The organism is Collinsella sp. AM20-15AC, assembly GCF_003471405.1.
GTDB lineage: Bacteria > Actinomycetota > Coriobacteriia > Coriobacteriales > Coriobacteriaceae > Collinsella.
This window is the reverse complement of the sequence record NZ_QRJA01000014.1, coordinates 1-23,268: the sequence shown is the minus strand read 5'-3', so window position 1 is coordinate 23,268 and position 23,268 is coordinate 1. Positions and strand designations below refer to the sequence as shown.

Here is a 23,268-nt window from a genome sequence, read left to right as displayed (position 1 = left end):
CACAGCGAAGTGTGTGCGGGGAAATCTTTTTTGAAAAGATTTCAGGCGGGTTTCCCGCCGGTCAAAAGAGCGGGCCGAGCGGGCGAGGCTGCCATCGCTGCCTTGCCCACTCGGCTAGGACATGAGGGCCTTAGGCCTTCTTGCGACGATAGATCACGTAGGCGCAGACACCGATGATGACGACGGCGCCAACGGCCATGGCAGCCATGTTGTTGCCCTCGGACTTCTCCTCGGTGGCCTCTTCCTCTTTGACCTCGGGCTCGGCTACATCCTCATCGGAGAGGGCCTCGTCGGCGTAGGTGATGGACTCGACCAGGCAGTCGTTGTCGGCATCGTAGTCACTCGGGACGAACTCCTCGGAGAAATCCTCCTCCTTGAGGTAGTCACGCATCTCCTCGAGCATAGCCTTGCACTTGAGGTAGGTGTTCTTGGTGGCAGCCTTGCCGGCCTTGTTTGCCAGGGCGGTGCGGGCCTCGGTGCCCTCAGTGGCCTGCATGGCATCGTCGACGGTTAGGTTCTGCTCGATGAGTTCCTTCTGCAGGGCGTCGAGATAGGCGCGGACGCCGGTGGCGCAGTGGTCGCGGTTCTCATAGGCGAGTGTGTTGATGTCCATGAGGACGTAGTTGATGGAGTTCTTGGGCTCCTCGTTGTTCACGACGTCTTCCTCTTCGCAGTGATCGAAGGAGACATCCTGATCGCTGAAGTAGGGGCTGACCTCGGTGAGCAGTGCGGAGTAGAAGGGGGTGGCGACGGAGAATTCGGCGTTGGAGAGCATCTCCCACTGAATGGTCGCGATCTCGGGGTCCATGCCCTGACGGATCTGGAAGGTGTGGATTTCGGTGTTGCGGTTGGAACCAATGGCATAGGCGCCGTCGGTGTTGGCGTTGAGGCCGGCGACATTCTCGCCACGAGTAGCAAAGCTGCGGATCATCTCAAAGGTGTTCCAGTCGGACTTGCCGGGCTGGAAGAACAGCGGCTGCATCTCGTGGACCAGGGCGCCGGTCGTGGCGCGAGCATCTTCGCGCTCGTCCTTAACGATCTCGTAGTCGGTGCCCTCGGCAAGCGGAGCCATGAAGTAATCGCGGCCCTGGATATAGCGCGACCAAGAATGCATGGCCTGCTCGCTAATTTCCTCACCGTAGGTCTGGGCAACGTCGAACTGGCCGTCATCGAAGTACTTGGCAAAGCCCTTTTCTTCGGGCATGGTCTGAATGTCCTTGGAGTGGAGGCAGTTCTCGGTGTCGTCGAGGTTAACCTTGTAGTTAAGGTTGCCGATGTTGGGGTTGACCGAGGCGATGTCGTCGGTGAGCTTCATGGCAATCCACTGATGGCCAGAAAGTCCGGCGAACAGCCAGGTCTCGTTGTTGTCGGCGATGATGATCTGGTCGTTGGTGCAGATGCCCTGCTCATCGACCAGACTTCCGAGGAGCTCGACGCCCTCGCGGGCCGTGGCGCTCTCGCCCAAGATGACGCTGGCGTAGTTGTACTCACCGATGCCGGTCTCCTCGGTGAGGGGGTCGGCCTCCTCGGCCTTCTCATTGTAGGAGGTGCTCAGCGTGGCAGAGCAGGAGACGCCCTTCTCGTTGATGCCAGCCTCGGAATAAGCGTCATAGCGATCTTCCCACTGAGAGGGGTTGTCGCGAACGAAGGTGTAGCGATACGTGGGGCCCGTGGACTTGTACTCAAAGCCGGATTCGAGCGAGGTGTACTTGCTACCGTCCTTGTGCGCAGGCTCAATGCCAAAGTGCTTGATATAGCGTGTGCTAAAGTCCTCTGCGCGGCCGTAGTACGTGTTGCCGTCCGCCGTGAGTTTGCTGCCCATGTAGATCTGGGTGCAAGCGAGTGCCGAGGTCGGCATGGCCATAATGGCCGCAGCTCCGAATGCAAGGCCGCAGCCAAGCTTCTTGAGCGTGTTGACGGGATGAGTAAGCCTCATAATCCCTCCCAACCGTTGAAACCCCGCGGAACCGTGCAGGATTTCAGCTAATAAATACATCTATTAGCCTATCGGAAGTCTAAAGAGTATTCACTAGATTCGATGAAATACTCGATGAGCGTCATAAAATATGCGATGAGCGGATAAGAATACTCATTTTATAGCTTTAGTTAAATAAAGGCACCCTGCAATTACTGTAGCCGAATAAAGTGCCTTGCACGGGCCGCAAAGAAAAATCCCCCGGTGTTTGGCAAATGCATAAACAACGGGGGATACGATAATTGGATGAATATCATACCAATGTGGAATTACTTCTTCCGGCGGTGGATCACGTTGATCGCATAGCCGACGAGCATGGCCAAAACGATGATGATAAAGCCGAGCAGGGGATTGTCGTTCATGGGGTCCTCCTATTTACCAAGCGGTGAGAATTCGTCGACGATGAGGTCGAGGCATTGCGGAAGCGCGCGGGCTCCAAAGACGCCCGAGTTGCTGGAGATGATCTCGCCATCAAACTGCATGCCCAACGACGGCGTGCAGGTGATCTTGGCTTCTTTGGTCTGGATGATCTTGAACTGCGGACGGCCGAGCACCTTGCCGGCGGGGTCGAGCGCGGCGGTGATCACGGTGGGCAGGAGCTGGACGGTTTTTACGGGCTCGATGACCGCGATGTCGACCATGCCGTCGTTCATGCGGCAATCGGGGAACAGGTTGATGTCGTTTTGGATGACCGAGGTGTTACCGGCCATGCAGCAGATGCCATCGAGCTCCTCGACAATGCCGTCATGCTCAATGGTAAAGTGCGCCACCGTGGGGTTGGGCGTTGCGAGCGCGGAGAGGAAGTAGGCGATCTCGCCGATGTCGTTTTTAGTGGGGGCGGCCTTCATCATAATCTCAGCGTCAAAGCCCGAGCCGGCGATGATGATAAAGCCATGGCGCTTTTCGTTGTCGTTCTCGTCGAGCCAAAAGAGCTCGCCCATGTCGACTTTGACCGTGCGGCCGGCGCGGCATGCCTTGGCGAGCGCCGCTGCCTCGGGGGCATTGCCGATGTTGTTAAAGAATAGGCAGGCCGTGCCGGAGGGGAAAACCAGCGTGGGGACGCCGCAGCCGCGCATCTGGTCGAGCACGTTGGAGACGGTGCCGTCGCCGCCCGAGACGACCACGCGGTCGAACTCGCGAACGTCTGCCACGGCGTCCTCGGGCTCCATGCCATCGCCGATAAAGCGCATCACGACCTCGTCGCCGCCCTGTGCAAGGGCGTGCGTGAATGCGTAGATTTCATCTGAGCTGGGGCCCGATGCCGGGTTGTGGATGATAAGGCAGCGCATACTTACGTTCCCGTTCTGTGACTAACCGAGTATAGTTGTAAGGCAATGCCGATATCCTACCCGTGTTTTTCGGGCCTAACCTTATTCGATGGGTTGATATGTACATTTCCACACATCAGGCTCTGCTCGACTTTTGTCAGCGCGCCCACGAGTTCGACGCGATTGCCGTCGATACCGAGTTTTTGCGCGAGCGCACGTTCCATCCGCGCCTGTGCCTGGTTCAGATTGCTACCCCTGCCGAGAGCGTCGCGGTCGATCCTCTGGTGATCGACGACCTATCGCCGCTGGCAGAGCTTATGGCCGACGAGAGCGTGACCAAGGTCTTCCACGCCTGCTCACAGGATATGGAGGTTATGCTCCATACCGTGGGCGTGCTGCCGCGTCCCATTTTTGACACGCAGGTGGCCGCCGCCTTTTTGGGCGAGCGCCAGCAGATTTCCTACGGCGCGCTCGTGCAGACGTTTTGCGGTGTCTCATTGCCCAAGACCGAGTCACTGACCGATTGGTCGCGCCGCCCGCTGACCGACAAACAGATCGAGTACGCGATCGATGACGTCAAGTATCTGATCGTCGCCTATACCGAGATGATGAGTCGCCTGCGCGAGCTGGGCCGGGTGGACTGGGTGCTCGACGAGTTGCGTCCGCTGGCCGACGAGTCGCATTATCGCGCCGATCGTCACGAGGCATTCCGCAAGGTCAAACGTATCAATTCGTGCAGCCGTCACCAGCTGGGTATCGCGCGCGAGCTCGCCGCCTGGCGCGAGGACCGCGCCGAGCGCCGCAACATCCCGCGCAAGTGGGTCATGTCCGACGATACGCTGCTGGCGCTCGTCAAGCGCAATCCCGTGCGCGTCGAGGAGTTCCGCAGCATCCGCGGCACCGACCAGCTGGGGGAGCGCGATGTGGACGGCGCGCTCATGGCCATCAAGCGCGGCGCGAGCTGCCCGCACGATCGCCTGCCGCTCATGGTGCGCGGGCATCGCCAGATCTCTCCGGAGCTGGAGAGCGTGACGGACCTGATGTACGCGCTCATCCGCCTGGTTGCCGAGCGCTCGGGCGTGGCGACCTCGGTCATTGCCTCGCGCGATGACCTGGCCGACTATATTGAGCATCCCGAGCAGAGCCCCCTGCGCGAAGGCTGGCGCTTTGAGCTTGTGGGTTCGCGTCTGGACGATCTGCTCTCGGGCAATATGGGGCTGACGGTGAAGGACGGAAAGATTGAGTTGTTATAGGGAAGCCTAGTCTGCTGAGTGGGTAGAATGCCTCCAACGTGTAACTCGATTTGGAGGAATTCGCATGCCCTATTACTATGGATATGGCTTTGGCATCGACCCGCTGTACCTGCTGGTTGTTCTTGTTTGTACAGTGCTTGGCCTTGCTGCGCAGAGCTATATCAACTCGACGTACAAGACGTGGTCCAAGGTTCGCTCGGACGGCGACACGGGTGCCACGGTCGCTCGCCGCATGCTCGACGCCAACGGTTGCAACGCCGTGGGTATCAAGGGCGTCGCCGGTGAGCTCACCGACCATTACAACCCGCAGGACAATAACCTGTATCTGTCGGATTCCAACCGTTCGGGCGGCTCGGTCGCAAGCGTTGCTGTCGCTTGTCACGAGGCAGGCCATGCCGCGCAGCGTCAAAGCGGCTATGCCATGATGAAGGTACGTACCGCCCTCGTGCCGGTCGTCAACTTTACCCAGAACACCTGGACCATCGTGCTGCTCATGGGCCTGTTTATGAACATCGCGGGACTCACGACCCTCGCGCTGATCTTCTTCTCGTTTAGCGTGCTGTTCCAGCTCGTTACGCTGCCGGTCGAGATTGACGCCAGCCGCCGCGCCATGGCGTATATCGAGCAGTCGGGCATGAGCTCCAAACAAGTCAACGGTGCCAAGAAGGTGCTGACGGCCGCCGCGCTTACCTATGTGGCTGCGGCGCTCACCTCGATTATTCAGCTGCTCTATCTTATGGCTCGCTACAACAGAAACTCCAACCGATAACAAATTGGGTCGCTGGGCGCCGCGGGAATTTGTGTCCCCGCGGCGCTGTACTATGTGTTGGACTTGAATTTGCGCAGGGCCAGAGCCTTTGTGCACGATAACGAAAGGAGGTTGCGTGGCAGGCTGGAATCTAACCGGCAATAGCGTTTCCGCCGAGTTCGACGGTTCGGACGAGCAAGAGCGTAAAGAGCTCAGCGTGAGCCAGGCGGTAGAGATCGCCGCCGGTGCGCTCGATGCTATTCCGCAGCTGAGCGTTCTGGGCGAGGTCACGGGTTTTCGTGGCCCAAACGCCCGAAGCGGCCACTGCTATTTCCAGATTAAGGACGACTCGGCCGCCGTCGACTGCATCATCTGGAAGGGCGCTTACCTTAAGCGCACCTTCGACTTGCGCGACGGCATGCAGGTAAGCTTTAAGGGCAGCTTCAATCTCTACAAGCCTACAGGTCGCATGAGCTTCGTCGCCCGTTCGTTCTCGCTGGCGGGGGAGGGTCTGCTGCGTCAACAAGTGGCGCAACTGGCCGAAAAGCTACGCCGCGAGGGCCTGATGGACGAAGCGCGCAAGCGCCGCATCCCGGTGTTCTGCTCCCGCGTGGCGGTCGTTACCTCGCTTTCGGGTGCCGTAATCGACGACGTCAAGCGCACATTGCGTCGTCGCAACCCGCTCGTCGAGCTCGTCTGCGTGGGCGCCAAGGTTCAAGGCGAGGGTGCGCCGGCCGAGCTCATTGAGGGCTTGCGCCGCGCCGCTTCCATTACGCCGGCGCCCGACTGTATTTTGCTGGTGCGCGGCGGCGGCTCCTTCGAGGACCTCATGACCTTTAATGACGAGGAGCTTGCCCGCACGGTGGCAGCTTGTCCTGTGCCCGTGGTGACCGGCATTGGCCATGAGCCCGATACCTCGATTTGCGACATGGTGAGCGACCGACGCGCCTCCACGCCCACGGCGGCGGCAGAATCGGTGGCGCCGGCTATGACGGAGTTGGCCGACGTTCTCGAGGCGCGCCATCAGCGTCTGGGTGCCGCGATGGCATCGATGATTGGGTCGGCCCAGGTCGACCTGGAGATGCTCGATCAGCGCGGTCGCCGTGCCTGGGATACCTATACGGCTCGCTTGGGCGATGCGCTCGATGCGGCTGCGTGTCGCCCGTGCCTCAACGACCCCACATTTATGGTCGAGCGTCGCGAATCGGAGCTTGCGCTGACTGCCGATCGCCTGTCGGGTGCCATAGTACGCTCGGTCGGGACATTCCGCTCCAACTTTGAGCGCTTGCCCGAGCGTCTGATTACAAGCACCTCGGGGCTCGATGGTAAGCGCCATGCGCTCACGCTTGCGAGTTCCCGCCTAGAGCATCAAGGGCGCACGATGCTCAGCAAGCCAGCGTCCGACCTGAGCCGTGCGGCAGCGTCGCTCGATGCCCTGTCGCCGCTCAAAGTGCTTGCTCGCGGCTATTCCATCGCGTACAGCGATGATGGTGTGGCTACGAGTGCCAAGACCTTTAAGCCTGGCGACGCCATTCGCGTGCGCATGGCAGACGGCAACGTGGCAGCAACGGTCGATACGGTCGAGTAGACCACGTTTCGCAGTGATAGACCCTTAGGAAAGGAAACAGATATGGCAGAGAAGACCCCGGTAGAGCAGCTTACGTACAAGCAGGCCTCGCAGGAGCTGGAGCTCATCATCCGCAGCCTGGAGTCGGGCGATATGGAGCTCGAGGAGTCGCTCGAGAGCTACACCCGCGGCGTCGAGCTCCTCAAAAGCCTGCGCACCCGCCTGTCCGATGCCGAGCAGAAGGTCTCGGTGCTCCTTAAGGACGTCGACGGCAACGACGTGCTCGCCGACGGCGAGGCCGCCAACACCGATGATAACCTTTCGTTCTAAGCATCTCGACCAAATATAATTACCTTGGTCTGTAAGAAAGGAACCAGCTATGTGCGATTGCATCTTCTGTAAAATTGCCAACCACGAGATCCCCTCGACCGTTGTCTATGAGGACGACCAGGTCATCGCCTTCGACGACCTCAACCCGCAGGCGCCGGTCCACACGCTCGTGATCCCTAAGAAGCACTACAGCGACATCGCCGACAGCGTGCCTGCCGAGACCATGGGCGCCATGGCCCACGCCATCCAGGAGGTCGCCAAGGCCAAGGGTCTGGAGGACGGTTTCCGCGTCATCTCCAACAAGGGCGTTAACGCCGGCCAGACCGTCATGCACTTCCACATGCACGTCCTCGGCGGCAAGAGCCTGGGCGAGAACCTCATCTGAGGACGCGTAGCCCGTCGACTTGGCTGCCTTTGGAGTAATCTATGCAGCTTTCTCAACTCGAATACCTTCAAGCGGTAGCGAACTATGGCGGCGTGCGCAAAGCAGCTCGCGCCGTTCATGTGAGTCCGCAGGCCGTTTCGTCGGCAATCAAAAAGTTGGAATCTGAGTATCAGATTGTTTTGCTCGACCGATCGGCGGGGGAGGCTGTTTTGTCTCCGGCGGGCAGAGAATTTGCGCGTCGTGCACGCGTGATCCTGACACAAGTCGACGATCTCAAAAAGTACGCTCAATCGAGGGGCGACGGCGTTTCGCCCGATGGCCACTTTCGTCTTTACGCCCCCTGCCTTCATGGGCGGGGGCGCCTTTTTGCCGAAAGCTGGTATGACTCGTTTGAACGCTCGCACCCTCAGATTCACCTTGATGTGTGGCATCAGCCAACGGCTACATGCTTTGAATCACTTGTGCTTGGCATTTCGGATGCGGCTATCTCATTCGAGGAACCACGGGACAGCGTCCTTTCTTCAAAATATTTGGGTGAAAAGGAGCTCAAGGTTCTTTCATGCCCAGCGGGTCATCAATCTGTGGGCGCCATGACCATTCGCGAGTTACTGGGCGGCAGGCTCGCTGTTCCCATTAATTTGTCACCCTGTCTCAATGCAATCAATCAATGTCCCGAAGCCCAGCTCGTCAATTTTCGCTTCCGTGATGTTGAATACGGAAGCAGGGCTCAGACTGAGTTTCTTCAAGCCGGGGGATTGATATTGAGTTTGTCTGGGTCCTCTCTCGCATCGGATGGGTCAGAAGTGAGTGAGTGCTCCATTGAAGGTTCGCGTGATGTAACCTTGCCTATCTACTTTTGCTATCGGCAAAATTCCTGGACTGATCGACACCAGACGGTTTTTCTGCACCTATTGCGTCATCTTGCTTCGTGAGATTAATTGGCTTCGAGGCATCAAGTGATTATTGACGCCTTGTAACACATAGCTGACAGCTTTGCCCTCATGCTTTTCCAAGATTCCGATTTAGATTGCTGACTCTTGGAGGGCGGAGCATGAAAAACCGTACGGTTTTGCTTTATATGACGTTCGTTTTTCTGTCGAACTTCAGCACCATCTTGTATTTTCTAACTGTCTACCTTGAGTTCGTCGGACTTTCGATGGTATCGATTTCTAGCATGATGATTGCATATCAAGTGAGCAAGTTCATCCTTGAAGTTCCCACTGGCTATATTGCTGATAGGTTTGGACGAAAGACAAGCGGTCTCGTTGGCGTCGTGGGAATGCTTGGATACTACGCCGCCCTGCTTCTCGTCCGTTCTCCCCTGCTTTTAATCGGTGCGTTCGCTCTCAAGGGTTTTGCCGTTGCGTGTGTGAGCGGATCCATCGAAGCGATTTACATTGACAGCGTCTCTCAGGACCAGCTCGTAAGACTTAATGTCGTTGAGCGATTTGTTTTCTATGCCTCTTATGCCATCTCCGCTTGCGTGGGCGGTTTCATTTCGTCCGTCGGTGCATATCTCATTGGTCTTTCGGCAGATATCATCGCAATGGTGTTGACGTTGGTTGTCGTTGTCTGCATTCCTGAGATGCGAAGAGGGGGCACTGCGACGACACCTGAACATGGGATTAGCCCGAAGATGATCGGTGCCGCTATTGCGGGTAATGGCATTCTTCGTTCAGCGTTCATCATGGACTGTTCTCAGGCATTTGCTTTTGTCGCCCTGGAAGACTTTTTCTCACTGCTGCTTGCGGGTCGCGGAATGAATGCCGTCGCTTCGGGTGTGACCATTGCGGTCCAGCTCCTTGCCTCGGCCTCCATGGGACTTATTGTGCCCTGTGCGATTGCTCATGTCGGCAAGGGCCGCTTTGCGCGTATTTGCGGCATCGTGCGCCTTTTCCTGACAGCTTTGTTTTTGATTCCCCTTACTCCGGCTAATTTGCTGCCCGTGTTCTATGTGCTGCAGACGGTTGCGTACTCGTTATTTGCTCCAATTAAATACTCAATTTTTCAAAAAGCAGCCGATTCTTCGATGCGCTGTTCACTGATTTCGGTTCAAAGCCAGATGGTGGCGGTGGGCGCCATCCTTTTCTATCTGTTCAATGCTGCGTTGAGCAGCATCGCGGGCATTCGAGTCATATTGCTTGTCGCACTCGGAATCTCTTCTTTGGTGTATATCCCCGCGCTCTTTCGTCTTACAAGCCAAAGGACATGGGTATTTAGACACCGATAACTTATATATCAACGCAATAAACCCGAGCGCGAGGGCGTTTGGGTTTATTATTGAAACGTATGTAACCTGGCGGCGCCACACCGCCTGTTAGTAGGGAGACACATGAACGTTCTGGTCGTCAACGCAGGATCTTCGACCCTTAAGTATCAGGTCATCGATACCAAGTCCCACAAGGTGTCCGCAAAGGGCTCCTGCGAGCGCGTCTGCTTTACCGGCGGCACTTTCACCCATGCTGCCAACGGCTCCAAGAAGGTGACCGAGAACATCGAGTTCCCCGACCACAAGGTCGCCATCGAGGTTGTCCTGAAGGACCTCGAGGCCAACGGCGTCAAGATTGAGGGTATCGGCCACCGTATCGTTCAGGGTGGTTGGTACTTTGGCGATTCCTCCCTCGTCGACGAGGATGTCCTCGCCAAGATCCGCGAGGTCGCTCCGCTCGCCCCGCTGCACAACAACCCCGAGGCCAACGTTATCGAGTACTGCCTGGAGCAGTATCCCGACCTGCCCAACGTTACGGTTTACGACACCGCTTTCCACTTCAACATGCCCGAGGTCGCCAAGACTTACGCCCTGCCCAAGGACGTCTGCGACAAGCTGCACATCCGTAAGTACGGCGCCCACGGCACCAGCTACCGTTACATCTCCAAGAAGGTCGCCGAGATGACCAACGGCGAGGCCCGCAAGGTCGTCGTGTGCCATATCGGCTCCGGCGCTTCCCTGTGCGCCATCGAGGACGGCAAGTGCATGGACACCACCATGGGCTTGACGCCGCTCGACGGCGTTATGATGGGCACCCGCTGCGGCTCCATCGACCCGGCTACCGTGTGCTACCTGCAGCGCGAGGGCGGCTACACCTTCGACGAGGTCGACGAGATGATGAACAAGAAGTCCGGCCTTTTGGCTGTGACCGGCGGCAAGACCAACGACTGCCGCAACGTCGAGGAGCTCGCCGCTGCCGGTGACCCCGAGGCCCAGCTTGCCTTCGATATGTTCGTCTACAAGATTGCCGCCAAGGCTGCCGAGATGGCCACCTCCATGTGCGGTATGGACACCCTGGTCTTCACTGCCGGCATCGGTGAGCACGCTCCTGCCGTCCGCGCCGGCGTGGCCGACCGCCTGGCCTTTATGGGCGTCAAGATGGATCATGCCCGCAACGCCCTGCGTGGTGACGGCGCATGGTGCCTGTCTGCCAAGGATTCCAAGGTCAAGATTTTCGTCATCCCCACGGACGAGGAGTTCATGATCGCTTCCGACGTCGAGCGCATCGTCAACGGCAAGTAATTGCAAAAGGGGAGGGGCTGGACGACCGAGCGCCGTTCGGCCCCTCTTTTGTGCTCGTTGGGCGATATGCCTGATAGTTATTTATTAAGTTGTGATAACTTCTTATTAACATGCGGCCGCCTTAAGGGGTCTGCGCCGACCGTATCGCACTGCAAAGGAGTCTCATGAACGTACTTGTTGTCAACGCCGGTAGCTCAAGCCTTAAATATCAGCTTTTGGATACCGATACCCGCGAGGTTTTCGCCAAGGGCAACTGCGAACGTATCGGTTCGGACATGGGCATCTTTGGCCACTCCGAGAACGGTGGCGCCAAGCAAACCGAGGAGGTCCCCTTCCCGGACCACCGTTTGGCTATCGCACGTGTGCTCGAGGAGCTCGAGAAGACCGACTTTACGATCGATGGCATTGGGCATCGTATCGTTCAGGGTGGCTGGTACTTTGACGATTCCGCGGTCGTCGACGATGAGGTCATGGCTAAGATTCTCGAGGTGGCACCGCTTGCCCCGCTGCACAACTACGGCGAGGCAGCGGCAATCGAGTATTGTCGCGAGAAGTATCCGGAGCTGCCCAACGTGGCCGTCTTCGACACCTCGTTCCACATGACTATGCCCGAGGTCGCCTACACCTACGCCCTGCCCAAGGACGTGTGTGACAAGTACCACGTGCGCAAGTACGGCGCCCACGGTACGAGCCACCGCTACGAGTGGATGATGGCCAAGGAGATCCTGGGTTCGCGCTGCCACCGTCTGCTTTCGTGTCATCTGGGCAACGGCGCTTCGCTCGCCGCCATTGAGGACGGTGTATGCCGCGATACCACGATGGGCCTCACGCCGCTCGACGGCCTGATGATGGGCACCCGTTGTGGTTCCATTGACCCGGCTACCGTGTGCTACCTGCAGCGCGAGGGCGGCTACAGCTACCAGGAAGTCGATGACATGATGAACAAGCAGTCTGGTCTGCTTGCCATCTCGGGCATCTCCAACGACGCCCGTGACATCCGTACGCGCGCCTCCGAGGGCGACGAGCGCTGCCTGCTTGCCTTCGACATGTTCGCCTACAAGGCCATGCAGCAGGCCGGCTCCATGATTGCCTCCATGGCGGGCGTGGACACCATTACCTTTACCGCCGGCATTGGCGAGAACGACTGGTCGATCCGCAAGGCTTTCTGCGACTGCTTCGAGTGGCTGGGCGTGCGCATCGACAACAACAAGAACCGCGAGGCCGTGGGTAACGGCCCGCAGGTCATCAGCGCCACCGGCTCTTCCGTCACGGTCATGGTCATCCCCACCGACGAGGAATACATGATCGCCCACGACGTCGAGCGTCTGACCGCGAATAACTAGTGCGTTCGTTTGCGATTGAACGAAAGGCCTCCTGAGTAGCAGCTCAGGAGGCCTTTTTGCTAGCAGGCGGAAATTCCAGTCCCAAAGTGATCATCACCAGTAACGCCTGCGCTCCCAGCAACGACACCCATCCATTCAGATCCTCAGCCCCAGCTCGTAGCCAAGCCGCTGTCCACTCCAGATGCTCTGAACGCTTCGTAGCAGTAGAAGGCCGTACGGGCTAACCCCTGAAAACATTCCGCACTGACCAGAAACGCCCCCGTTCGTAGCACCGAAGGAGCAGAACGGGGGCGTTTCATTGGTCGAGGACGTTTTCAGAGCTTTACCCTGTAGGGTCCCGAGGGGCTATGTCCGCTACTCAGCCATCTGAGCCTGGACGGCGGTGATGGCTACGACACCCACGATGTCGTCGGCAGAGCAGCCGCGCGAAAGGTCATTGACCGGCTTGGCGATGCCCTGCAGGATGGGGCCGTAAGCGTCGGCGCCAGCGAAGCGCTGGACCAGCTTGTAGCCGATGTTGCCGGCCTCGAGGTCGGGGAACACGAGCACGTTGGCCTTGCCGGCGACGGAGGAGCCGGGAGCCTTGAGCTGGGCGACGGTGGGGACGATAGCGGCGTCGAGCTGCAGGTCGCCATCGATGGCGAGCTCGGGAGCCTTCTCCTTGCAGAACTTCACGGCCTCTTGGACCTTCTTGGCGACCTCGCCACCGGCGGAGCCCATGGTGGAGTAGGAGAGCATGGCCACGTGCGGCTCAACATTGCCCATGAAGGTGGACCAGGAGTGAGCGGAGGCGATGGCGATCTCGGAGAGCTCGTCGGAGGACGGGTTGATGTTGAGGCCGCAGTCGGCGAAGATCAGCGTGCCGTCGGTGCCGAACTGCGGGGTGTCGGTGCACATCACGAAGAAGGCCGAGACCAGCTTGGTGCCCGGGGCGGTCTTGAGGATCTGAAGCGCGGGGCGCAGGGTGTCGGCGGTGGAGTGGCAGGCGCCGGAGACCAGGCCGTCGGCGTCGCCCATCTTGACCATCATGGTGCCAAAGTAGGTGGCGTCCATCACCTGGGCGCGAGCCTGCTCGATGGTAACGCCCTTCTTGGCGCGGAGCTCGGCAAACTTCTGTGCGTACTCCTCGTGCTTCTCGGCATTGCGCGGGTCGATGACGGTGGCGCCGGGAACGTTGATCTCGTTGGGATCGCCCAGGATGACGATGTTGGCCAGGCCTTCCTCGATGATCTTGTTGGCCGCGACGATGGTGCGCGGATCCTCGCCCTCGGGCAGGACGATGGTCTTAAGGTCGGCCTTGGCGGCAGACTTCATACGGTTTAGGAAATCGCTCATGTTACTCCTTACAAGCGTTTCGCTAAGCTCCAGGCGCCCGGCTGTTCACGAATAAACCCGCTGCTAGCGGGTCTACCTTTCAATTATGTTCGCCGCTGTGCTTGAGCTTTCCTTGTGTGGCAAGCTCATTATAGGACGCATTAGCGCTATAATCGCTCTGATAAATATGTCTCGAAGAATGTTCGAGAAAAGCCCAGCTAACGAGCCCGTGGCTTTTGACAAGGAGTATCGATGCAGATTACCTCAGGCCTGCCTGAAGGCTTTAACGCCGGCGCGTACGACATGATTGTCGTCGGTGCTGGATATGCCGGTGCCGTTTGCGCCCGCCGTCTTGCCGAGACTATCGGCTATCGTGTTGCCGTTTTGGAGCGCCGTAGCCACATTGCGGGCAATGCCTATGACTGCACTGACGAGGCCGGAATCCTGATCCACGAGTACGGTCCGCATATCTATCACACCTTTAACGAGCGCGTGCACAATTTCCTGTCGCGCTTTACCAAGTGGACGGATTATCAGCACAAGGTGCTCGCCAACATCAACGGCACCCTTATGCCCGTGCCCTTCAACCATGCGAGTCTCAAGCTCGCCTTTGGTGATGAGCGCGGCGAGGAGCTGTATCAGAAGCTCGTGGAGACCTTTGGCAAGGATGTCAAGGTGCCCATTATGGAGCTGCGTAAGAAGAACGACCCCGACTTGGCCGAGGTCGCCGATTACGTCTACGAGAACGTCTTTTTGCATTACACCATGAAGCAGTGGGGCCAGACGCCCGACCAGATCGATCCCTCGATCACCGGTCGCGTTCCCGTCTTTGTGGGCGACGATGACCGCTACTTCCCGCAGGCTCCCTTCCAGGGTATGCCGCAGGACGGCTACACGGCGTTGTTCGAGCATATGCTCGACCACGACCTGATCGACGTGTTCTGCGACGTGGACGCCCGCGATCTCTTTGAGATCGACGAGACCACCGTCAAGATCGGTGGCAAGGCCTACGGCGGCGAGATCGTTTATACCGGTCCGCTCGATGAGCTGTTCAACCTCGACCTGGGCGCTCTTCCGTACCGTACGCTCGACATGAAGTTCGAGACGCTCGATATGGATCAGTTCCAGCCCGTGGGCACCGTCAACTACACCACGAGCGAGGACTACACGCGCATTACCGAGTTCAAGAACATGACTGGTCAGGTCCTGCCCGGCAAGACCACCATCATGAAGGAGTACTCCAAGGCCTATACGCCCGGCTCGGGCGAGACGCCGTATTACGCCATTCTTGAGCCCGAGAACCGTGAGCTCTATGAGCGCTATCTTGAGCGCGTCCAGAACCTGACAAACTTCCACCCGGTGGGTCGTCTGGCCGAGTATCGTTACTACGATATGGATGCCGTGACCAATTCCGCCCTCGATCTTTCGGATGAGATTATCGCCTGCCATGCATAAAGTCATAACATTCGGTATTCCCTCGTATAACGCCGCTAAGGACATGGACCATTGCATCACCTCCATCTTGGAGGGGAGCAATTATGCCACCGATATCGAGATTATCGTGGTGGACGACGGCTCCAAGGATGAGACGGCCGCCAAGGCCGACGAGTGGGAGGCCCGTTATCCTGGAATCATCCGCGCGGTGCACCAGGAGAATGGCGGCCACGGTATTGCCGTCCTTTCGGGTCTGCGCGAGGCGCAGGGCACCTACTACAAGGTTGTCGACTCGGACGACTGGCTTGACGGCGCTGCCCTTTCGACCATGCTGTCGATTCTGCGCGGCTTTGAAGAGCGCGACCAGCGCGTTGACCTGTTTATCTCGAACTACGTGTACGAGAAGGTTTACGAGGGTACGCATACGGCCATTGGTTACAAGTTTGCCCTGCCTCGAAAAAAGATCTTTACCTGGGACCAGATCGGCCATTTCCGTTTGGACCAGAATCTGCTCATGCACAGCCTGTGCTATCGCACGGATGTGCTGCGCGAGTCCAACCTGCCCATGCCGCCGCACACGTTCTATGTGGACAACATCTACGCCTACGTGCCGCTGCCGCGTTGCAAGACCATGTACTACGCCGACATCGACCTCTATCGCTACTTTATCGGTCGCGAGGGCCAGAGCGTCAACGAGGCCACGATGGTCAAGCGCCTGGACCAGCAGTTCCGTGTGACGCGCATCATGATGGAGTCGTTCCACCTGTACAGCGATGTTGAGTCGTCGCGTCTGCGCTCGTACATGATGGGTTATTTCACTATGATGATGGCGATCTGCTCGGTGCTCACCAAGCTTTCCGACGAGGATTGCGCCGACGAGCGCCTGAAGACGCTGTGGGCGGACCTGAAGGCCTACGATGAGCGCATGTATCGTCGTGCTCGCTACGGCGTGGTCGGCTTCTTCACCAACCTCCGCGGTCGCGCCGGAGACAAAACCACACTTGGCCTATACCGTCTTGCCTCAAAGATCTTCAAATTCAACTAGGGCAGAAACGCTCGGGTAACGGGGACCCCTGGTCCTTAACTTGCTACTTCGAACAGTCCTGCGCAAGACGGAGGCGCCACTGGCGCCTCCTTTGCGTGCGGAACTCGTATCAAGTTAAGGACCAGGGGTCCTCTGTTATGTCTTGCTTTATGTCAGCAAGCTGAATTTGAAGACCTTGGACGCGCGGTACACATGGGCCTGGGCTGAAAAGACTTGGTTGGTAGGTTGCCCGGTGGGTCTTGGTCATGTTTGTCGCGAGTTCCGCACGAGCCGAAGAGCACTTAATGTGCTCTTCGTGCGAGCCAGGACTGTAGAGCAGCAAACATAACCAAGACCCACCGGGCAACCGGACGAGCTAGTTTACTTCGCGGCGCCGGGGATGCCGTGGGAGGTTTTGGCGGTTTTGGCTCCGTTTACGATGGCGGTTTCCAGGGCCCTTACGGCGAGCATGCCCAGCAGGTCTAGGGGAACGGCGTTTGCCTGGGCGCCCAATTTGCCGCTGGCGAGGGTGTAGATGGTGTCGCCGTCGTTGGTGGCGTGCGTGGGACGGATGGCGTGTGCGTAGGCGTCTGCGGCCATCTGGGAGACCTTGGTGGCTTGTGCCTTAGTGAGTTCCACGTTGGTGACGATGCAGCTGATGGTGGTGTTGGTGCGGTCGAGCGGCATCTGCATGGATCCGGCGGCGGCAAAGGCTGCGAGTTCCATATCGACGATTTGGTCGCTATCGGCTGGGGCGCGCATGCCGGCGACCCACTCGCCGGTGAGGGGGTCGACAACGTTGCCGCAGGCGTTGACCGAAACCACGGCGCCTACCTTAACGGGACCGAGCGCCACGGCGGCAGTGCCAAGGCCGGCCTTCATGCAGGTGGCAGGGCCCATGAGCTTACCTACGGTGGCACCGGTGCCGGCGCCCACATTGCCTTGCTCGAGCGTGGTGGGGGTGTTGTCGAGTGCCTCGCGCACGGCGGCGATGCCGGCCTCTATGTCGGGGCGTACGGTGGGGTCGCCAAAGGCAAGGTCGAAGATACAGCTGGAGCACACGATGGGCACCTGCGTGGGGCCGACGGGAAGGCCGATGCCGCGGCTCTCGAGTTCGCGAGCGACGCCGCTTGCAGCCTCGAGGCCAAAGGCCGATCCGCCCGAAAGGCAGACGGCGTGAACCTTGTCGACGGTGTTCTCGGGTCGCAGCAGGTCGGTTTCGCGCGATGCTGGAGCACCGCCGCGAACGTCAACGCCGCCGGTGGCACCCTCGGGCGCCACGATTACGGTGCAGCCGGTGCCAGCCTCCTCGTCCGTATAGTTGCCAAAGCAAAAGCCATCGACATTGCAAACATCGATGGCTTCGAGCAGTGTGTCCATGTTTTCTCCTATCGGTTTTCCGCCGGGCCTTATGCCCGGTCGGGATCCGTACGGTACGGCAAAATTGTAGGCGCTGGGGGATAACCAGCGCCAGATGCAATTACGAGAGTTTTTGAATCGCGCGTGCGACGCGAGCGATGGGCAAGCCCACCACGTTGTAGAAGTCACCCGAAATATCGTGCACAAGCATGCGGCCGCCTGTGCCTTGGATGCCGTAGGCCCCGGCCTTGTCCATGGGTTCGCCGGAGGCAACATAGCGCTCGATCTGCTCTTCGGTAAGCTCATAGAACGTCACGTCGGTCACATCGACAAACGACAGGCTCTCGGCGGCATGCGGAGCGGCCGTGTCGCCTGCCTTAACGATGCAGACGCCGGTTGCGACCTGGTGCGTGCGGCCCGAAAGCTCGCGGAGCATGGTGCGCGCCTCGTCCTCGGTTGCCGGCTTGCCCAGAATCTTGCCATCGAAGGTGACAATAGTATCGGCCGCGACGGTCAGTTCGTTGGGCTCGGCATGCTCGGCGGCAACGGCGGCGGCTTTGGCGCGTGCTAAGCGTTCAACGAGCGTAAGCGGGGCCTCGCCATCAAAAGGCGTTTCGTCGATATCTGCGGGAATCACGCGAATGTCATAGCCTGCTTCGCGCATCAACTCGATGCGGCGCGGTGATTGCGAAGCCAAAATCATAGCTGAATGCCCTCGGCGACCTTCTCGACGGCCTTGTCGCCGGCGAGTGTGCGCAGCAGCTCAAGCGCAAAGGGGAGCGACTGGGCCATGCCGCTGGCGGTGATGATGTTGCCGTCTTGCGTAACCTTCTCGCCGGTATAGGCGCCTTCGGGGAAGCTTTTCTCAAAGCCAGGGAAGCACGTGGCCTGGCGCCCCTCGAGTAGGTCGAGCTCGCCCAGGATAAACGGGGCGGCGCAGATGGCGGCAACGTGCTTGGTCGCGGCGAACTCGCAGACCACGTCGCAGACGCGCTGATCGGCGCGCAGGTTGGTGGCACCGGGCAGGCCGCCGGGCAGCACGACGCAGTCGTACTCGTCAAAGTTGATCTCATCAAAGAGCGCATCGCAGGTCACGGGGATCTGCAGCGAGCTTACGACCTCACGCGTGGGCATGATCGAGACGAGCGTGGCGCGCACGCCGCCGCGACGCATGACATCGACCATGGTCAAGCATTCAATAGTTTCAAAGCCATCGGCGGCGAGAACGGCAACGCTGGGCATGAGGGTTCCTTTCATAGGCGGCATACAATTAGCCGTCTTATACCCCGAAGACCTCCGCTTGCCACGCTCGATTTCCCAATGATTTTTCTGAGCAATGATTGAGTGACTAGTTGCGCCTAAGGTGGACGACGGTCTCGCAGTGGAAGGTTTGCGGGAACAGGTCGACTGGCGTGATCTTGACGGGGGAGAAGGTGCCTTCTTCGACAAAGCGTTTGAGATCGCGCGCCAGGGTGGCCGGGTCGCAGCTCACGTAGGCGACATCGCGAGCACTCGTGCTGGCGATAAGGTCGATCGCCTCGGGGGCGAGGCCTGCGCGCGGCGGGTCGACCACCAAGACGTCGGCATCCTGGTCGGGGAACTCGCGCACCGCGTCTCCGCCAATGACGTCGACGTTATCAAGCTTGTTGATCTCCAAGTTACGGCGCAGGTCGCGCACGGCCGGGCCGTAGGCCTCGACGGCGGCGACGAAGTCGCAGCGGCGGGCGAGCGGCAGGGTAAAGGTTCCGGCGCCGCAGTACAGGTCCACGGCAAGCTCGTCTTCTTGCGGGTCGAGCGCTTCCATGACAAGCTCGATCAAAATCTCGGCACCCTTGGTGTTGACCTGGAAAAAAGACGGGGCAGACAAGCGCATCTGACCCTCGGCGATATTCTCGGTCCATGAGCCCTCTCCGGCGAGCATTTCGACCTTGGAGACACGGCGGGCCTTCTTTTCGCCCTTGCTCATCACACGCACGATGCTCGTGGGATGAGCGGCGTCCGCCAGCACGCGGGAGACCTGCGAGCGCGGAAAAGAGCCTGTAGACGTCCAGAGTGCGACCTCGAGTGCCTTGGTACGGCGCGATGCACGAATGCCCACGCGTTCGAGTCCCAAGTCATGGCTGCCGCTTAGATAGTTGAGTGCGCCGACGACCGATTTGAGCGCCTTGGGAAAACGTTTATCGAACAGCGGGCACGCATCGACGGTCACGATTTTGCTGGGGTCGACACCGTGCATGCCAAGGCGCACGCGACCGTTGACGACGGTCGGTTCGAGCTCGATTTTATTGCGGTAGCCCCAGTCGTCCTTGGTGTGGCAGATGGGCTGCACCAGCTCGTCGACTTGCTCAGGGCTGAACTTGCCGATGCGCTCGAGCGTGGAGCGCAGGTTTTGCTCCTTGGCGGCGAGCTGTGCCGTGCGTGAGAGATTGCCCCACGAGCAGCCGCCGCAGATGCCCACGTAGGGGCAGGGAGGCTGAATGCGATCGGGGCTCGGCTCCAGAATCTCGGTGGTGCGGGCGCGCATGAACGACTTGCCGTCCTGTACGACCTCGGCCTCGACGGTGTCGCCTGCCACGGCACCCTGCACAAAGACGGCTTTGCCGTTGTCGGCGTGCGCCAGCCCGTCGGCGCCGTAGGTCATCGATTCTATAGTGAGCTTCATATCCCTGCCTGTCATTCGCGTTGTTGTCCGCACCATGGTAGCAGGGAAAAGCGCCCCGCATCCGAGGCTTTCCTCAAATGCGGGGCGCTTCTACAAACCGCTTCTACAAACGACTATTTCGTCTTGCCGGTAATGAGCGTCTTAAGACCCAGGCCGATCAGGCCCAGGCCCATGCGCACACGACCGGGGCGATGGCGCTCGATGGCTTTGGTCTTGCCGGCGGGCTTATCGCGACAGGCGCTCGTCTCGGGTGCGGGCTTAGCTGCCTGCGGCTCGGGCTGAGGTGCAGGTGCGGGCTCGGGCTCAATGACGGTCGCCTGGACCTTCTGAACCTTGGGTGTGGCCGGCTGCGGCTTAGGAGCAGGGGCGGGCTTTGCCTCAATGACGGGCTCGGGCGCGGCCTCGGCGTTGCGGTAGGCACGCTCCAGCAGGGCTTCCTGCGAGTTGAAGGGTTTCTCACCCTCTGCGCGCTCCACGGGGACCCAGGTGCCGTCGCTCGTGAGGCTGCGGGCCTTCACGTTGTCGCGCAGCTGCATGCTCATGTACTCGTGCACCAGGGCGCGGCAGGTGGGGTCGAGCACGGGGAAGGCGATCTCCACGCGGTGCTCGGTGTTGCGCGTCATCATGTCGGCCGAGCTCAGATAGATCATGTCCGAGTCCACGCCAAAGGCGTAAACGCGCGCATGCTCCAAAAAGCGTCCGACGATAGAACGGACATGCACGTTCTCGGTCTTGCCAGGAACGCCCGGCTTGAGGCACGAGATGCCGCGGATGATCATGTCCACGCGCACGCCGGCGCACGATGCCTCGGCGATCTTGTCGATGACCTCGCGGTCGGTGAGCGAGTTGAGTTTAAAGAACACGCGGGCGGGCTCGCCGGCGAGGGCGCGCTGGATCTCGCGGTCAAGCCCGCGCATGATGAGCGGTTTCAGTCCGACGGGCGCCACACCCAGGAAGCGGTAATCGCCGCGCAGGTTGCCCAGCGACAGGTTGCGGAAGAACAGGTTGGCGTCCTCGCCGATGCCGGGGTGAGCGGTCATGAGCATAAAGTCGCTGTAGAGTTTGGCCGTCTTCTCGTTAAAGTTGCCGGTGCCCAGCAGCGTCAGGCGCGTTAGCGCCATGCCCTCGCGATAGGTGAGCTGGCAGATCTTGGAGTGGCACTTAAAGCCCTCGGAGCCGTAGATGACGGTGCAGCCGGCCTCTTCCAGGCGCTCGGCCCACTCGATGTTGTTCTGCTCGTCAAAGCGCGCGCGGAGCTCCATGAGCACCGTGACCTCTTTGCCGTTCTCGGCGGCATCGATCAGTGACTCGCACAGGCGGCTCTGCTTGGCCACGCGGTAGAGCGTGATGCGCAGTGAGATGCACTCGGGGTCGTAGGCGGCCTCGTGCACCAGATCCAGGAAGGGGTTCATGGCCTCATAGGGATAAAAGAGCAGCTTGTCGTGCTGAAGTACCTGCTCGCGGATGGAGCGGGTCATATCGATGGTGGGGTTGGGCTGCGGCTTAAACGGCGTAAAGAGCAGCTCGTTGCGCAGGTGCTCGGGAATCTTACTCTCAATGCCAAAGACGTAGCCCAGGTCGAGCGGGATATCGCAGGTAAAGACAGAGCGGCGCGAAAGCTCGAGCGCCTTGCGGATGGTCTTGAGCGTCGCCTTCTCGAGCGACCCCGAGACCGCGAGCACCACCGGCTGCAGGCGCAAGCGTTTCTTGAGGATGCGCTTCATGTGCTGACGGTAATCCTCTTCCTCCTCGACGCCCTCGCCGTCCGGGTCGATGTCGGCGTTGCGGGTGACGCGGATGAGCGCGCGGTCGAGCGGCTTATAGGAGCCAAAGCAGCTGTCCAGGCAGGCGAGGATGACGTCCTCGAGCAAGATGTAGGAGTAGGTGCCGGTGGGCGAGGGGATCTCGACCACGCGGTTCATCGAGGTGGGAATCTCGATAAGGCCCAGCAGACTCTCCTCGTCGGTGACGCCGTCCAGGCCGCAGGCCAGGTAGAGTGCGCCGTTGCGCAGGTTAGGGAAGGGGTGGCGCGGGTCAATCACCAGCGGTGAGATGACCGGCGACACGTAGGCCTGGAAGTAACGGGTTACAAAGGTGCGCTCCTCGGGCGTAAGCGAATCGATGCGGGCGCGGTGAACGCCCAGGGTGTCGAGCTTGCCCTCGATGCTCTTAAAGATGGACTCCCATCGGGTAAGGAGCCCGGGCATTTCGGCCATGACAGCATCGACCTGTTCGGAGGCGGTCATATTGCTCTTGTTGTCGACAGGCTGTTTTTTGAGCTCTGCCAGATCGGACAGGCCGCCCACGCGCACCATGAGAAACTCATCGAGGTTAGACTCGAAAATCGACACGAACTTTAGCCGCTCGAACAGCGGAACGGTCTCGTCGAAGGCTTCGTCAAGCACACGGTTGTCAAAGCGCAGCCAGCTGAGCTCTCGGTTCTGCGTGTACGAGAGGTCGCGCGGCGGCTTACGCAGCTTTGCAGCGGCTTGCTTTTTTTCGATTTTGCTCGGCATATGCATCTGTCCGTTCAGTCCCCGTGGGGGACGGTTGCCTAACACTATTCACTATTGTCTCAATTTAGTCGACCTATGGCACGGACGTATCGCGTGAACGGTATCTTTACCTACTTCTTACGCTGACAAGCCATAGAGCTGACGCCCTTCGCGTTGTGAAAAACGGTCTATATCCTCACTCAACTGGTGAGTATGTGTGAATAAGAATGATGGCAAGCTGAATATCATTGAATTCGGTCCAAAACGTGGGCTAGCTTCATTTATATACATAAAACCGTTTTACCTATGCAATTCTGAATCATGGATTTATAGATGCGATGGGGGATAATTTATAGGAAAAAGAGCGTTTACCTTTGAAAAGGTACTTTAGAGCGCCGAAGTGCATCATGGGGGAATCACATGCGATATACCGTTCATCGCACTTTGTTGACCGTTCGGGGGTGAGGTGGAATTGCGGGTGGAATTTGGATATAACTAGAGCTGTCAGCAAGCAGCGCCCGTTACGGAAGGGCGCTGATAGATTCGGCCGAGAGGCCCGAAAGAAAGGTAGGAGGCCATGACGAAAGGTCTGCACGTGCC

19 protein-coding genes are annotated in these 23,268 nt (G+C 59.2%); 11 read left to right on the top strand and 8 right to left on the bottom strand.

What is annotated here, in order from left to right; all coding sequences use genetic code 11:
• Window positions 1–130: 130 nt before the first annotated feature.
• On the bottom strand, window positions 131–1,936 hold the full coding sequence (locus DW233_RS05950; protein ID WP_158567816.1) for a C69 family dipeptidase: 1,806 nt from the start codon (window positions 1,934–1,936) through the stop codon (window positions 131–133).
• Window positions 1,937–2,346: 410 nt separating this feature from the next.
• The gene (locus tag DW233_RS05945; protein WP_118267228.1) at window positions 2,347–3,264 is read right to left on the bottom strand and encodes a diacylglycerol kinase family protein; all 918 of its coding nucleotides are present in this window, start codon (window positions 3,262–3,264) and stop codon (window positions 2,347–2,349) included.
• A 98-nt stretch (window positions 3,265–3,362) separates the two neighbouring features.
• Here DW233_RS05945 and rnd point away from each other — a divergent pair, with 98 nt between their 5' ends.
• The 9 genes from rnd (at window position 3,363) to DW233_RS05900 (ending at window position 12,380) form a co-directional block, all read left to right on the top strand.
• Window positions 3,363–4,496 (top strand): ribonuclease D, encoded by a 1,134-nt coding sequence (gene rnd, locus DW233_RS05940; RefSeq protein ID WP_118267227.1) that lies wholly within the window; start codon window positions 3,363–3,365, stop codon window positions 4,494–4,496.
• 64 nt (window positions 4,497–4,560) lie between these two features.
• The gene (locus DW233_RS05935) at window positions 4,561–5,265 is read left to right on the top strand and encodes a zinc metallopeptidase (RefSeq protein ID WP_118267225.1); all 705 of its coding nucleotides are present in this window, start codon (window positions 4,561–4,563) and stop codon (window positions 5,263–5,265) included.
• Window positions 5,266–5,380: 115 nt separating this feature from the next.
• Window positions 5,381–6,832 carry an exodeoxyribonuclease VII large subunit gene (gene xseA, locus DW233_RS05930; protein ID WP_370448049.1) on the top strand — a complete coding sequence of 484 codons (1,452 nt, stop codon included), beginning with the start codon at window positions 5,381–5,383 and terminating at the stop codon, window positions 6,830–6,832.
• A 42-nt stretch (window positions 6,833–6,874) separates the two neighbouring features.
• Window positions 6,875–7,141: an exodeoxyribonuclease VII small subunit gene (gene xseB / locus DW233_RS05925; RefSeq protein ID WP_006234311.1), complete on the top strand. Its 267-nt coding sequence runs from the start codon at window positions 6,875–6,877 to the stop codon at window positions 7,139–7,141.
• 49 nt (window positions 7,142–7,190) lie between these two features.
• Entirely contained in the window at window positions 7,191–7,526 is a 336-nt protein-coding gene (locus DW233_RS05920; protein ID WP_117862334.1) for a histidine triad nucleotide-binding protein, read from the top strand.
• A gap of 41 nt (window positions 7,527–7,567) precedes the next feature.
• Window positions 7,568–8,458: a LysR family transcriptional regulator gene (locus tag DW233_RS05915; protein ID WP_117840205.1), complete on the top strand. Its 891-nt coding sequence runs from the start codon at window positions 7,568–7,570 to the stop codon at window positions 8,456–8,458.
• Window positions 8,459–8,577: 119 nt separating this feature from the next.
• Window positions 8,578–9,756: an MFS transporter gene (locus DW233_RS05910; protein ID WP_118267223.1), complete on the top strand. Its 1,179-nt coding sequence runs from the start codon at window positions 8,578–8,580 to the stop codon at window positions 9,754–9,756.
• A 102-nt stretch (window positions 9,757–9,858) separates the two neighbouring features.
• Entirely contained in the window at window positions 9,859–11,037 is a 1,179-nt protein-coding gene (locus tag DW233_RS05905) for an acetate/propionate family kinase (protein WP_006234305.1), read from the top strand.
• Between the two features lie 164 nt (window positions 11,038–11,201).
• Window positions 11,202–12,380 carry an acetate/propionate family kinase gene (locus tag DW233_RS05900; protein WP_118267222.1) on the top strand — a complete coding sequence of 393 codons (1,179 nt, stop codon included), beginning with the start codon at window positions 11,202–11,204 and terminating at the stop codon, window positions 12,378–12,380.
• Between the two features lie 354 nt (window positions 12,381–12,734).
• Here DW233_RS05900 and pta read toward each other — a convergent pair whose 3' ends face one another.
• Window positions 12,735–13,715 carry a phosphate acetyltransferase gene (gene pta / locus DW233_RS05895; protein WP_089573084.1) on the bottom strand — a complete coding sequence of 327 codons (981 nt, stop codon included), beginning with the start codon at window positions 13,713–13,715 and terminating at the stop codon, window positions 12,735–12,737.
• 231 nt (window positions 13,716–13,946) lie between these two features.
• Here pta and glf point away from each other — a divergent pair, with 231 nt between their 5' ends.
• Entirely contained in the window at window positions 13,947–15,149 is a 1,203-nt protein-coding gene (gene glf, locus DW233_RS05890) for a UDP-galactopyranose mutase (protein WP_118267220.1), read from the top strand.
• Window positions 15,142–16,173: a glycosyltransferase family 2 protein gene (locus DW233_RS05885; RefSeq protein ID WP_117803821.1), complete on the top strand. Its 1,032-nt coding sequence runs from the start codon at window positions 15,142–15,144 to the stop codon at window positions 16,171–16,173. Before glf ends, DW233_RS05885 begins: the two co-directional genes overlap by 8 nt.
• A gap of 360 nt (window positions 16,174–16,533) precedes the next feature.
• Here the strand turns inward: DW233_RS05885 and DW233_RS05880 are convergent, their stop codons facing one another.
• The 5 genes from DW233_RS05880 to ppk1 form a co-directional block, all read right to left on the bottom strand.
• Entirely contained in the window at window positions 16,534–17,532 is a 999-nt protein-coding gene (locus tag DW233_RS05880) for a P1 family peptidase (protein WP_118267218.1), read from the bottom strand.
• Window positions 17,533–17,632: 100 nt separating this feature from the next.
• The gene (locus DW233_RS05875; RefSeq protein WP_117786881.1) at window positions 17,633–18,214 is read right to left on the bottom strand and encodes a nucleoside triphosphate pyrophosphatase; all 582 of its coding nucleotides are present in this window, start codon (window positions 18,212–18,214) and stop codon (window positions 17,633–17,635) included.
• Window positions 18,211–18,753 (bottom strand): DJ-1 family glyoxalase III, encoded by a 543-nt coding sequence (locus DW233_RS05870; protein ID WP_117638209.1) that lies wholly within the window; start codon window positions 18,751–18,753, stop codon window positions 18,211–18,213. The genes DW233_RS05875 and DW233_RS05870 overlap by 4 nt, the downstream gene beginning before the upstream one ends.
• 106 nt (window positions 18,754–18,859) lie before the next feature.
• Window positions 18,860–20,188 carry a 23S rRNA (uracil(1939)-C(5))-methyltransferase RlmD gene (gene rlmD / locus DW233_RS05865; protein ID WP_118267217.1) on the bottom strand — a complete coding sequence of 443 codons (1,329 nt, stop codon included), beginning with the start codon at window positions 20,186–20,188 and terminating at the stop codon, window positions 18,860–18,862.
• A 98-nt stretch (window positions 20,189–20,286) separates the two neighbouring features.
• Complete coding sequence (ppk1, locus tag DW233_RS05860) at window positions 20,287–22,695, bottom strand: polyphosphate kinase 1 (protein ID WP_118267215.1); 2,409 nt, start codon at window positions 22,693–22,695, stop codon at window positions 20,287–20,289.
• Window positions 22,696–23,268: the final 573 nt, after the last annotated feature.